Genomic DNA, 12,540 nt, shown 5'->3' with positions numbered 1-12,540 from the left:
AGTCGTCATCTGCAGAGAATTATCCTATTTCCAGGGCATACCCGCCATCCGTGGCGGGCATGAAGCTTACTCAGCAGGCACATCAATCCAGATGGTTTTCAGCTCGGTGTACTGATCAAGTGCGTATACAGATTTATCACGTCCACCAAAACCAGACTGTTTATAACCACCAAATGGCGTGGTTGCATCACCTTCACCGAAACAGTTAACCGTCACCGTTCCCGCACGCACTGCACGTGATACGCGAATAGCTCGGCTTAGTTTGCCAGTGTAAACCGATGCCGCCAGACCGTAATCAGTGTCATTTGCCAGTGCAATGGCTTCGGCTTCCGTTTTAAAGGTGGTGACACACAGCACCGGCCCGAAGATCTCCTCGCGGAACAGTGCGCTTTTCGGCGTCACGCCATCCACAATGGTCGGCTGCACGTAAATACCGCGATCGGTGAATCCGCCCTGAATGATGCGTAATCCTTCTTTGCGCGCGGTTTTCAGATAGTCACTGACTTTGCAGAAATGATCGGTGGTGATCATGGTGCCCAGACGATTCTCTGGATCCAGCGGATTGCCCATGCGCCATTCACCGATCTGCTCCGCGATCTGAGCGAGCAGTTTATCCTTAACCCCTTCCTGCACCAGCAGTCGGGAAGTTGCAGAACAGTTTTCACCCATATTCCAGAATGCGCCGTTTAACACATTGGCGGCAACGCTGGCCAGATCTTCGGCATCATCGAACACCAGCGCCGGGTTTTTCCCGCCGCATTCCAGCACAATCTTCTTCAGATTCGATTCCGCGGAATAGTGCAGGAAACGGCGTCCAGTCGCCGTTGAACCGGTGAAGCTCACCATATCAATATCAGGATGCAGGCCGATGGGTTCCCCCACCTCTTTCCCGGTACCGGTGACGATGTTGAGCACGCCGGCTGGAATACCCGCTTCATGCGCCAGTTCAGCCACGCGCAATGCCGTTAGCGAAGTTTGCTCCGCCGGCTTCACAATCACCGAGCAGCCAGCAGCCAGCGCTGGGCCGATTTTCCACGCCAGCATCAGCAGCGGGAAATTCCATGGCAGCACGCAGCCCACCACACCAATCGGCTCACGAACGATCATCGCCATCGCCCCGTTGCCGGTCGGCGCGGTCTGGTCGTACAGCTTGTCGATGGCTTCCGCATGCCAGCGAATCACGTGAATCGTCTCTGGCACGTCCACTGCCAGGCATTCGCTAACCGGTTTGCCGCTGTCGAGACTTTCCATTACCGCCAGTTGCGTGACTTCGTTTTCCAGCAAGTCAGCCAGCTTGAGTAATACGGCTTTGCGCTCGCCGGGATGAAGCTGGCTCCAGCTGCCTGACTCAAACGCGCTACGTGCTCCCTGTACCGCCAGGTTCACATCCGCGCTTTCACAAGCAGCGATGTGCGTCAGAATCTCACCCGTCGCAGGATTGGTGGTTTCCAGTGTTTTGCCGGAGACCGCCGCAGTAAAACGTCCGTTAATGAACGCCTGATCCGGGAACCGCAGTTCTCGCGCCACGTTCACCACATCGCTCAGCGTTTGTACCTGTTTCATGCGCACTCCTTAAAGCACTGCAACGGCTGCCACATTGCGTTTCACACCGTCGATCACGGCCTGCAACTGCGCTTTCTCTTCTTCTTCCAGTTCCTGCAGCGGTGCGCGCACCGGGCCTGCTTTCAGGCCTGCCAGTTCAGAACCGTATTTAATCGACTGCACAAATTTGCCGCCATCAAGGAAGTTCATCAGTGGCATCATCGCAGCCATGATCTTACGTCCTTTATCGAAATCTTTTTCCACGACGCAGGCGTTGTACAACGCGACGTGCTCACGTGGAATGAAGTTAGAGCCCGCACACACCCAGCTACGCGCGCCCCAGGCGAAGAACTCCAGCGCCTGATCATCCCAACCACAAGAAAGCGCGATGTTCGGGAATTGACAGGCCAGCAGATGCAGATTGTTGAAGTCGCCTGAACTCTCTTTAATCGCCACCACATTTTTCGAACGGCTCACTTCGCGGAAGTAAGTTTCTCCCATGGAGATGCCCATACGGCCCGGATAGTTGTACAGCATGATCGGCAGCTGAGCGGCCTTGTCGACGGTCAGCGCATGGTGGGCGTTTTCCAGTTCGGTTGGCAGCGCATACGGCGGTGACGTCACCAAAATGGCATCGGCTTTATGCTCACGAGCGTGGGTTGCGAAAGCCACCGCGTCTTCAGTGCGAATCGCGCCGGTACCCACAATCAGTGGCAGACGATTGCCAATCACTTTACGTGCATGTTCAACCAGAGACAGACGCTCTTCTGCGCTTTGTGCATAATACTCACCGGTTGATCCACCGATGATAATGCCGTGCACGCGCGCTTCGATCAGCGATTCGAGGACGTTGGCGAACGCCGCGAAATCAATGCTGCCATCTGCTGCGTAAGGGGTAATTGCCGGGGTGTAGATACCTTCAAATGTCATCACGAAATCTCCAGGTGAATTCAGGACCAAATGCAACGCCGTATGGTTGCGTTTGTTAACAATTTGCATATCGCATGGAGAGAGGTCAATCGGGATAAGTTTTTTGTATACGTGAAAAATACAAAGGAAATACTATTAGATGGAACATTCCTACCAGGAATTAACTTATATTCACTATTAATCAACAATTTAAATTATTTTTAGTGGCGTAATAATTTTCTAAATGAATTCCGATAACGATCACATTCCACAACTATCGTCCCCTTTGACGTATTTACACTGTGCGTCAGGCGGCATAGTTTTATGCTGGTTTTAACCTGAATTTAACAGGTAAGCTTGCACCGGCATTTCAGGTGAACATTGTGTAGAAGAGGTAGCGGGTGATGCCCCAAAAGAAAGCGACGCTCATAGGTTTGATTGCCATCCTGTTATGGAGCGCGATTGTTGGATTAATCAAAAGTGTCAGCGAAGGCTTCGGTCCGATCGCTGGAGCGGCGTTGATCTACAGCTGTAGTGCCATATTGCTGCTGTTCAGCGTGGGATTTCCCAACCTGAAAAAATTTCCCCGCCGCTATGTGATTATCGGCAGCGTGCTGTTTGTCTGCTACGAACTTTGCCTTTCGCTTTCACTCGGGTTTACCCATAGCGGACGGCAAGCGATTGAAGTGGGCATGGTGAATTATCTATGGCCAAGTATGACGATTGTGCTGGCGGTGATTGTTAACCGGCAAAAAGTCAGCCCGCTGATTATTCCGGGCGTGATTTTAGCCGTGGCAGGAATATGCCGCGTACTGGGTGGTGATCAAGGGTTTTCGCTCAGTGAGATGACGAACAATATAATGGAAAATCCGTTAAGCTATGGCCTGGCATTTACCGGCGCCATCATTTGGGCCATTTATTGCGTGGTCACCAAACGAATTGCCAACGGTAATAACGGCATTACACTGTTCTTTGTTTTAACAGCATTAACTTTGTGGGTTAAATACCTTATTTCACCGCAACCCGAATTTGCACCCTCTTTTAATACGTGGATTTCACTGGCGCTGGCGGCGATGGCGATGGGATTCGGTTACGCGGCGTGGAACGTCGGCATTTTGCATGGCAATGTAACGGTATTAGCTGCCGCGTCTTACTTTATCCCGATCATTTCGTCGATTTTAGCGGCCTTTATTCTCAGTTCGCACCTTACCCTGTCGTTTTGGCAAGGCACGGCGATGGTCAGTCTTGGGTCATTAGTCTGCTGGTGGTCAACACGTACCGTTGCCACCAAAAGTGTCAGCAGTAAGATTTCTGAATAATGCTTCGGGAGGCATGGTCGCCTCCCGCAAAAAAGCCACATCAAAATGATAAAGCTCTCAGTTGTATTTATCCGACTATCCTGCACCGGAGGAAATGATATATGAAACAATCCCGCTAGCGTTATCGATGCACTTCTTTTTTAATTTCTGTTCTGAATAACATTTTAATCACCGCTACAGGTTTATATTTATCTGGCGTCCTGATGATGTTAAGCACCCATCGCAGATTGTGCTTAATTCAGTCGCATTGGCGTAGTGAAGTTCCCTCACGCCGAAAAGAAACAGGAGTAAAACATGTCAAATAACATGTCTGTTGAAGATGTTCCTATCAGCCGTTTCCACCGCTTATTAACGGTGCGCTCAGGCGGCGGCTCTTTCGTCGATGGCTATGTGCTCAGTATTATTGGTATAGCCATGACGAAAGTGTCGCCGGCCTTGGGTCTCAGCCCATTATGGGAAGGTCTGATTGCGGCTTCCGCCCTAATCGGGATTTTCTTTGGTGGCTTCATGGGTGGCGTACTGACCGATCGCCTGGGTCGCCGCATGATCTACTTCGTTGGCCCAACCCTCTTTATTGTCTGTTCGCTGGCGCAGTTTTGGGTACAAAGCGGGGAAATGCTCTTTGCCTTACGCTTTATGACGGGCGTGGCCGTGGGCATTGAATACCCGGTTGCTACCGCTTTTCTGGTTGAGTTTATGCCGAAGAAGTCACGCGGCCCCTGCCTCGCCACGCTCACCATTCTGTGGTTTGCCGGGGCGGCAACCGCGTATCTGGTGGGTGAAGCTTTGCTGAATTTTGGCGGTGTAGAAGCATGGCGTTATACGTTGGCGAGCACCGCTGTCATCGGCGCGCTGCTCTTCATTGTAAGAATGGGCACACCTGAATCACCGCGCTGGCTGATTAGCAAAGGACGACATCAGGAAGCAGAAGCCGTTATCCGTCGCGTCTATGGCGACAGCTTTAGTCTAAAGAACCTGCCCGCACAACCTGAAAACAATCACCTGTCATTTGGTAGCTTGCTGCATTCTGGCTATGGCAAACGCATGGCGTTTGTGACCATTTTCTGGACCTGCTCGGTTATTCCGGTGTTCGCCGTTTACGCCTTTGCACCCAAAGTTTTGCAGGCGCTACATCTCAGTGGTGACTGGGCATCTTACGGTTCCATCGCCATTACCTTGCTGTTCGTGGTGGGCTGCATTATCGGCACGCGTTTGGTGAACTCACTGGGACGCCGCAAATTGTTGCTGCACAGCTTCTTGTGGTCTGGCCTGGCACTGTTGTTGCTGGGTGCCTTGCGTGATGGCCCTTCGATGATCATCCTGCTGATGTTTGGTGCTTACGCCCTGTTTATCGGCGGCGCTCAGGTGCTGCAGCTGGTCTATCCGAATGAGATCTTCCCGACTGAAATTCGCGCCGGAGCCGTCGGCATAGGCACCTCAATGTCGCGTATTGGCGCGGCGGTTGGGACATATCTGGTACCGATCTCACTGCAAACCATCGGCATTGGTTCCACCATGTACATTGCTGCAGGCATTACGTTTATCGGCCTGATCGTGTCGTGGTTCCTGGCACCAGAAACCGCATCGCGCAATCTGGATGATGCGGCCTCGCTGGAAGAAGAAAGCCCCGCGCCATCCGTTTCTGGCAAACTCTCTAAGCATTCGCACTAACTAAAAGGGGCCATTTCGGCCCCTACTCCTTAACCAATCTCTCCACCACACGCCGCCGTTTACGAAACGAGCTGGGCGTTTCGCCATACTGCTTACGGAACCAGGCAATCAAATGTGAGGCATCGGCAAATCCCGTCGCGGTGGCAATCGCATTGATGCTGTTACTGGAATCCGCCATCAGCTTGCGCGCCTGCTCCAGACGCATACGCCGCCAGTAAACGGCAGCCGAGTGGCCAGTGCATTTAGTGAAAATCAAGTTGAGCTGACGGAAAGTGACACCTGCGAATTCGGCTACATCGGCCAGCGGAACCGGCGAATCGAGGTGATGTTTCATAAACTCGATGACCTTATTCACCAGCTCGTTTTCATACACATCCGGCTCGTTAAGCGTGTTCTTTTGCTGTGTCTTTTTGACCGGTGCAGCGGGCTCTTCCACCAGCAAATACTTTAAGACCTTCTGTGAACGCACCAGCCCACAATGCTGGCGGATCAGATCGGCAGCGAGATCGATCGCCGTGCCGCCGGGGCAGGAAATAATGCCGCCATCCTTGATATAGGTCTTGTCGATGACCGGGATTGCTTTCGGAAATCGCAGGCGAAATTCATCGCGCGTAGTGAAATGAATGGCGCAATGCCGTCCATCCAGCAGGCCTGCGTTGCCAGCGACAAAGGCGCCGCTACACAGCGTGATGATGGGAATATTACGCGCATGTAAGTCGCGAAGTGCCTGTAACAGCCACGGTGGCGACTGGCGTGTTTCTTCCAGTAAGCCTCCCGCCACCACAAAGTAATCCCAGTTCTTGCTGAAATCGAGGTCAGCCGTAGGCGAAACCGGTAGTCCGCAGCTGGCTGTGATCGGCTGGTTATCACAAGTCATCCATTCCCAGCGACAAAAGATCTGGCGACTGGTAAACGATTCGTCTGCCGCAAAACGCAGTGACTCTACCAGCCCCGCGACGGAGGCCAGGGTAAAACTTTTCATCAGCAAAAAGCCGATGGTGAGATCCGGTTTCGGTTCGCCAGGTTGCTCGGCGAAAGCTGTTTGCGGCATGTTATTCAGGTTCCTGCAATCCACCCAGTTTGCTTAATAAGCGCTTCAGATCGGCGATATCCTGGCTGTTGAGGCCGGTGGTGATCATCTTCTCCGCGCTTTTTGCCTGCTCAATCATACGATTCAGCATCACTTCCCCTTCTGCGGTCATCGACACCAGTTTACGACGACGGTTGTTCACATCTGTCACTACATTCAGCAAACCGCTTTTATTCATGCGATCAATAACATAGGTGCCGGTAGCTTTATCAAACCCGGCACGCTGACCCAGCGTTTGCTGATCGCAGGCTGACTCCTCAGCCAATACCACCAGAATCGCGTATTGCACGGCTGACAGGCCGGTATCCACACATTGAGACCAGCAAAAAGTCGAGTGTTGTCCGGCACGCCTTACAAGGTGCATTAACGAACAATCGCCGTGCGGCCACAAGGGGGCGGCAAGAATTAAGTCAGGATTTTGTGACATCGGTGCACTTGACTCCTTAAATCGTCAAACTTATAGTTCGAACACAAACAGTTTGAACTTAAACTATATAATAATTCGGGATACATATGAAGCTAGTTATCGGGATGACTGGCGCAACGGGTGCAGCAATCGGCGTCCGCGTGCTGTCTGCGTTGCGTGAACTTGAAGTCGAAACCCATTTAGTCATCTCCAAATGGGCGCGCGCCACCATCCAAATGGAAACACCTTACAGTGTACAGGAGGTCGCTGCTCTCGCGACCAGGACTTACAGCGAACACGATCAGGCGGCGGCTATCTCCAGCGGATCATTTCGCGTGGATGGCATGATCGTGGTGCCGTGCAGCATGAAAACCTTGGCGGGTATCCGCAGCGGTTATGGCGATGGACTGATTACGCGCGCTGCTGACGTGACGCTCAAGGAGCAACGCAAGCTGGTGCTGGTGCCACGTGAAGCGCCGCTCAACGCCATTCATCTGGAAAACATGCTGGCGCTCACTCGCGCGGGCGCGTTGATGCTGCCGCCAATGCCTGCTTTCTACAACAACCCGCAGTCCGTTGACGACATCATTAACCACACCGTTTCTCGCATTCTTGATCAGTTCGGCCTGGATAACGACATTACCCATCGCTGGACGGGTCCACGTTCTACCCTGGCTTAAGGAGAGCCTGATGAAATATTACGGCGATTTACGCAGCTTTATCACTGCCCTCGATGAAATGGGCGACATCATGCACGTGCAGCGTGAAGTGGATGGTGATTTCGAACCCAGCGCCATCACGCGCCGCAGCTATGAAATCCAGTCACCTGCGCCGCTGTTTCACAAGGTCGCCGGTGTCGCGCCGGGCTTTCGTCTGTTTGGTGCGCCTGCGGCATTATCGTCGCGCAGCGATATGCCCTACGCACGCGTCGCGATGTCACTGGGCTTAGCTCCTGAGTCCAGCGGTCCGGAGATTATCGAAGCTCTGTCCGCTGCCCGCTTTAAACCCGGTATTCCGCCTGTCCGCGTTGAGTCTGCTCAGGCAGAATGCCAGCAGAATATATTACGTGGCGATGCGGCGAATCTTGACCGCTTCCCTATCCCGTTCGCTCATGACAAAGACGGTGGTCGTTACGCCAACACCTGGGGCACGCTGATTGTGAAAAACCCGGATGGAAAATGGGTCAACTGGTCTATTGCCCGCGTGATGAAGGTGGATGGCAAGCGCATGGTTGGTCTGATTGTACCAAGTCAGCATATTGGTCAGATCTGGACGCAGTGGGTAGCTCGCGGTGAGCCGATGCCTTATGCACTCGTGCAAGGTCCTGCGCCGGCGATCTCATGTGTGTCAGGGATTCCGATCCCAGCCAACGCGGATGAAGCCGATTACATTGGTACACTTGCGGGAGAGCCAGTGCCGGTAGTGAAAGCCATTAGTCTCGATCTTGATGTGCCCGCAACGGCTGAAATTGTGATTGAAGGCCATGTCTCGATTGAGCGCGATTGTCAGGAAGGCCCCTACGGCGAGTACGGCGGCTACCTCGGCGAAGGTTCTTCAGCTCAGCCCACGTTCCACGTGGAAACCATTACCCATCGCGACGATCCGATCTGGCCGATGTCGATTACCGGTCGCCCCACCGATGAATCGCACACCTTATGGGCGATGGGCTTAGCGGCGGATGCGCTGACTTATCTGCGTGAAGCGGAACTGCCAATCAAAACAACCTGGATTCCGGAAGATTCCACCGTGCACTGGTTGCTGGTGGTGATGCCAGAAAACTGGCGCGAACTGCTGCCGGGTGTCAGCAGTGAAGAGTTGGCCCAACGCATTGGTGAAGTGCTGTTCAAAACCGATGCGATGGTATTTATCCCGAAAGTATATGTCGTGGATGATGACTTTGATCCCACCAACCTGCGCGAAGTGGTCTGGGCATTGTCAACGCGCGTGCACCCGGTAGGCCGTCGTGCGGTTTTTGAGGATCAACGCGTCATTCGCCTGCCACAATGCTACGACGAGGCAGAATACGTTGCCGGGAAAGGGGCGAAAGTGGTGTTTGATACCTTGCAGACCAAACGTCATCTGCATGCGTCGTTCGCGCAAGGCTACCCGGAAGAAGTGCGTCAGCGCATTCTGGATAACTGGCCGGAATAAATAATACACACCAATCGTAGCGGCCACATTTATTGCGCATCTTCCAGTGCCACCCTGGCTTTGAATACGCGTGATAAATCACGCCGCTACGGTGCTCAACGCCTCTTCTACTCATGAAACGTAGCGACGCAATATATTGCCAGTATTGACGTCTCATGCATGCGCTAAGAGCCGCGCCGCTAGCGCATAAACATCTTGCGATACATCGATGGCGTCATGCCCGTCACCTTAACAAAAGCCCGTCGTAGAACATCGTTACTGCGGTAACCACAGGCGGCCGGAATGGCTTTCAGCGGCATTGATCCTGCTTCCAGCAACTTACGCGCTTGATCAATTCGCGCATTCTCCAGCCAATTGCCCGCCTGTACATCCATATGCTGACGGAAAAGCCTCGCTAAATGCCGTGTGCTAATTTGCATATGTGCGGCAAGATCATCGAGTGAACTCACCTGTGCCAAATTGGCCAAAGCCCATCTCTGCATCTCCTGAAACGCACTGCGCCCACCCAGCGAAAGTGCTTGTTTGCGAACAAAATGCCCTTGATTCACTGGCCGTTGAAAGAACATCACCAAATTGGCAGCGATATCCTGAGCCAATTCGCGCCCCAAATCTTCTTCCACCAACCTCAGGGCAAGATCGAGCCCCGACGTGACGCCAGCGGCGGTACGCAATCGTCCATCTGCGATATAAAGCGCATCGGCCTCCACCTGCGCATCCGGTACCTGTTCCATCAGTGCGTCAGCGCAGGCCCAATGGGTCGTCACTTTTTTACCACTCAGCAACCCGGTTTGTGCCAGCAGCAGCGCACCGGTACAAATCGAGCCAAAGCGCTGGCTGTGATGGCATAGCTCAATCAGACGAGCGGTTTGCTGCGCGGTTAGCTGCATATCCCGCGCCTCAGGTGCCCCCGCGATCAGAAACGTGTCAGTTTGCTGGATATCGTGCAGTGTGATATCCGCCATCAGGCGCACGCCCGAGGAACAACGAATATGTTCCCCTTCCAGTGACATGACTTGCAGCTGGTAAACGGCACGATTGAGCAGTCGGTTAGCTTCGGCAAACACATCCAACGGTCCAGAGACATCGAGCAATTGCGCCCCCGGCACCGCTAAAATCGCAAGATGGTGATTCATGCGCTATTCCCGTCTGTAAAAGTCTTAATGTCTTAAAAGGTCGCCAAAAGCTTATTTAAGACATTCTGCCTCGGCATTAAGCTGGTTGCAACTTAACCGAGCGGAGAACCTCCCATGAAATTTTCCATTAACGGCATCACTATTCCCGATACTGCAATGACCCGTGACGCGACGACGTTCGTCCGTGATACCGAATCCGATTTGCTGTTTCACCACTCCAGCCGCGTCTATTACTGGGGCGCACTCGCAGGACGCCGCTTAGATCTTAAGGTGGATGCTGAGCTGCTTTATGTCGGCTGTATGTTCCATGATGTTGGCCTGACGCACGAACACTGCAGCTGCGACAAACGCTTTGAGGTGGATGGCGCCAATGCGGCGCGCGATTTCTTGCAACAGTATGGTGTAGAGCAGGCCGATATCGATAAAGTCTGGACCGCGATTGCGCTGCATACCACCCCGGGCATTCCGCAATTTATGGCCCCGGAAATTGCGTTAGTCACCGCTGGCGTGGAAATGGATGTATTGGGCATCAACTATGATCACTTCAGCGATGCGGAGCGTGAAGCCGTGGTAGAACAGCATCCACGCCCAGCCCAATTTAAGGAGGAGATTATTCAGGCTTTCTACGATGGGATTAAAAACAAGCCTGATACCACCTTCGGCAATGTCAAAGCCGATGTCATTGCCGATAAGCAGCCTGGTTTTTCACCAATGAACTTTTGTCGCGTCATCCGTCAGTCAAGCTGGGTGGGATGAGTGGGCTGGCGCAGCGAACTCGCGCTGCGCCATACTTCGTTGTTCGCCGAAGCATCTTCATCTCCACTCGCTACACTGCTGCCATCACTGACTGATGGAGCTGAACCATGATTGCTGTCCTGTTTGAAGCACGCACCCAACCTGAGCACCAAGCCCGCTATCTTGAACTCGCCGCACAACTGAAATCTCAACTCACCCGTTTGCCTGGGTTTATTTCAGTAGAGCGATTTTCAAGCCTCAACGATCCTGGAAAGATCCTGTCCCTCTCTTACTGGGAAAACGAAGAGGCCGTGCTGGCATGGAAGAGAAATATCTCGCACCAAAAGGCTCAACAGGAAGGTCGAAACAGCTTGTTTTCTTTCTACCACATTCGTATCGCTGCTGTACTGCGGGAATATGCGCACGAGGCAAGCCAACATGTTTGATATTCACGTGATGCTCGATAATGTCCCAGGCGAGTTAGCCGCATTAGGTTTAACCCTTGGCAAGCATGGTGTAGGACTTGAAGGAGGCGGCGTGTTCACGGTGGGTGAACAAAGTCACGCGCATTTTTTAGTTGTGCAAGGGGAGCAAGCCAGACAAGTGCTACTGGCGGCCGGTTTTCAGGTGGTTTCAGTACAACAGCCGCTGATCCGCAAGCTGAAACAGGATCGACCAGGACAGCTTGGCGAAATTGCTGACGTGCTAGCACGCAATGGCGTTAACATTCAGCTTCAATACAGTGACCACAACAACCAGTTGATCCTGATTACCGATAATCCTGAACGTGCAGCAGAGGTAACCACCGCATGGCAAGCCGTAGCAGCCCCATAATCACCAATGAGACGGCGGAACAAGGCTTGCAGCAGGCGATGTCTGCTGTGGCTGCCGCTCTGGCCGACCCTTCGCGTGTCAGCATTTTGTGCGCGCTGATGGATGGCCGTGCCTGGACAGCCACAGAATTAAGCGGCGTCGCCGATATCGCCGCTTCCACCACCAGCGGACATCTGGGCAAACTACTGGATGCCCGCCTTGTCACGTGTTTATCTCAGGGCCGCCATCGCTATTTCCGTTTGGCGGGCAGCGATATTGCGCACCTGCTTGAAACCCTTATGGGGGTATCGATGCAGCCACAGCGAGCACTGGTTTCCGCTACACCCAGCCATCTGCGCCATGCCCGCACCTGTTATGATCATTTGGCAGGTGAACTGGCGGTTGAGATATACAGTTTTATGCAAGAAAACGAGTGGGTTGTTGCCGACGGTAGTGCTCTTACCCCCTTAGGCCGGCAGCAGTTAGAGAGCATCGGCATGCAGCGAAATCTTCGTAGTAAACGTAAACCTTGTTGTGCCTGCCTCGACTGGAGTGAACGCCGCATGCATCTCGGTGGCGCAGCGGGAGCCGCGCTTCTTAGTCTGCTAATTGATAAACAATGGCTAAGCCGCACGGCAGGCTATCGAGAGATAAATGTCACACCAGCCGGAAAAAAGGCGCTCCAGCGCCTATTTTGCGTGCAGTTGTAAACATCAAAATAACACTCTCGTCACAAATATAACCTTTATCAAATCAGCAAAATTTAATCAT

13 protein-coding genes are annotated in these 12,540 nt (G+C 53.0%); 8 read left to right on the top strand and 5 right to left on the bottom strand.

Going from position 1 to position 12,540, the window contains the following annotated elements:
* Positions 1 to 66: 66 nt before the first annotated feature.
* Both FD744_RS05000 and FD744_RS04995 read right to left on the bottom strand, forming a co-directional pair.
* On the bottom strand, positions 67 to 1,563 hold the full coding sequence (locus FD744_RS05000; protein ID WP_160867525.1) for an aldehyde dehydrogenase: 1,497 nt from the start codon (positions 1,561 to 1,563) through the stop codon (positions 67 to 69).
* A 9-nt stretch (positions 1,564 to 1,572) separates the two neighbouring features.
* A complete protein-coding gene (locus FD744_RS04995) occupies positions 1,573 to 2,472 on the bottom strand; it encodes a dihydrodipicolinate synthase family protein (protein ID WP_160867794.1) in 900 nt (299 codons plus the stop codon).
* A 383-nt stretch (positions 2,473 to 2,855) separates the two neighbouring features.
* On the opposite strand from FD744_RS04995, the gene yddG reads away from it, so the two are divergent.
* The gene (gene yddG, locus FD744_RS04990; RefSeq protein WP_160834227.1) at positions 2,856 to 3,770 is read left to right on the top strand and encodes an aromatic amino acid DMT transporter YddG; all 915 of its coding nucleotides are present in this window, start codon (positions 2,856 to 2,858) and stop codon (positions 3,768 to 3,770) included.
* Positions 3,771 to 4,064: 294 nt separating this feature from the next.
* Positions 4,065 to 5,441 carry an MFS transporter gene (locus FD744_RS04985; protein ID WP_160867524.1) on the top strand — a complete coding sequence of 459 codons (1,377 nt, stop codon included), beginning with the start codon at positions 4,065 to 4,067 and terminating at the stop codon, positions 5,439 to 5,441.
* A 22-nt stretch (positions 5,442 to 5,463) separates the two neighbouring features.
* Here the strand turns inward: FD744_RS04985 and FD744_RS04980 are convergent, their stop codons facing one another.
* Together FD744_RS04980 and FD744_RS04975 are read right to left on the bottom strand one after the other, a co-directional pair.
* Positions 5,464 to 6,492, bottom strand: a complete 1,029-nt coding sequence (locus FD744_RS04980) for a GlxA family transcriptional regulator (RefSeq protein WP_160867523.1) — start codon at positions 6,490 to 6,492, stop codon at positions 5,464 to 5,466.
* Position 6,493: 1 nt separating this feature from the next.
* Positions 6,494 to 6,841 carry a MarR family winged helix-turn-helix transcriptional regulator gene (locus FD744_RS04975; RefSeq protein ID WP_255478943.1) on the bottom strand — a complete coding sequence of 116 codons (348 nt, stop codon included), beginning with the start codon at positions 6,839 to 6,841 and terminating at the stop codon, positions 6,494 to 6,496.
* 203 nt (positions 6,842 to 7,044) lie between these two features.
* Between FD744_RS04975 and FD744_RS04970 the strand changes: the two genes are divergently transcribed.
* Together FD744_RS04970 and FD744_RS04965 are read left to right on the top strand one after the other, a co-directional pair.
* Positions 7,045 to 7,617, top strand: a complete 573-nt coding sequence (locus FD744_RS04970; protein WP_160867521.1) for a non-oxidative hydroxyarylic acid decarboxylases subunit B — start codon at positions 7,045 to 7,047, stop codon at positions 7,615 to 7,617.
* A gap of 10 nt (positions 7,618 to 7,627) precedes the next feature.
* Complete coding sequence (locus FD744_RS04965; RefSeq protein WP_160867520.1) at positions 7,628 to 9,088, top strand: UbiD family decarboxylase; 1,461 nt, start codon at positions 7,628 to 7,630, stop codon at positions 9,086 to 9,088.
* A 179-nt stretch (positions 9,089 to 9,267) separates the two neighbouring features.
* Here FD744_RS04965 and FD744_RS04960 read toward each other — a convergent pair whose 3' ends face one another.
* Positions 9,268 to 10,221, bottom strand: a complete 954-nt coding sequence (locus FD744_RS04960) for a GlxA family transcriptional regulator (RefSeq protein WP_160867519.1) — start codon at positions 10,219 to 10,221, stop codon at positions 9,268 to 9,270.
* A 114-nt stretch (positions 10,222 to 10,335) separates the two neighbouring features.
* On the opposite strand from FD744_RS04960, the gene FD744_RS04955 reads away from it, so the two are divergent.
* The 4 genes from FD744_RS04955 to FD744_RS04940 all read left to right on the top strand — a co-directional run bounded on the left by FD744_RS04955 (position 10,336) and on the right by FD744_RS04940 (position 12,479).
* Complete coding sequence (locus tag FD744_RS04955; RefSeq protein ID WP_160867518.1) at positions 10,336 to 10,977, top strand: HD domain-containing protein; 642 nt, start codon at positions 10,336 to 10,338, stop codon at positions 10,975 to 10,977.
* 107 nt (positions 10,978 to 11,084) lie between these two features.
* On the top strand, positions 11,085 to 11,402 hold the full coding sequence (locus tag FD744_RS04950; RefSeq protein WP_160834233.1) for an antibiotic biosynthesis monooxygenase: 318 nt from the start codon (positions 11,085 to 11,087) through the stop codon (positions 11,400 to 11,402).
* Entirely contained in the window at positions 11,395 to 11,790 is a 396-nt protein-coding gene (locus FD744_RS04945; RefSeq protein ID WP_160867517.1) for an amino acid-binding protein, read from the top strand. The genes FD744_RS04950 and FD744_RS04945 overlap by 8 nt, the downstream gene beginning before the upstream one ends.
* Positions 11,766 to 12,479, top strand: a complete 714-nt coding sequence (locus FD744_RS04940) for a helix-turn-helix transcriptional regulator (RefSeq protein WP_237449338.1) — start codon at positions 11,766 to 11,768, stop codon at positions 12,477 to 12,479. Before FD744_RS04945 ends, FD744_RS04940 begins: the two co-directional genes overlap by 25 nt.
* The last annotated feature ends 61 nt before the right edge of the window (positions 12,480 to 12,540 follow it).

The organism is Pantoea sp. Taur (genome assembly GCF_009830025.1).
Lineage (GTDB): Bacteria > Pseudomonadota > Gammaproteobacteria > Enterobacterales > Enterobacteriaceae > Pantoea > Pantoea communis.
Note: the sequence above shows the minus strand (reverse complement) of the source record. Positions and strands in the feature narration are given on the sequence as shown.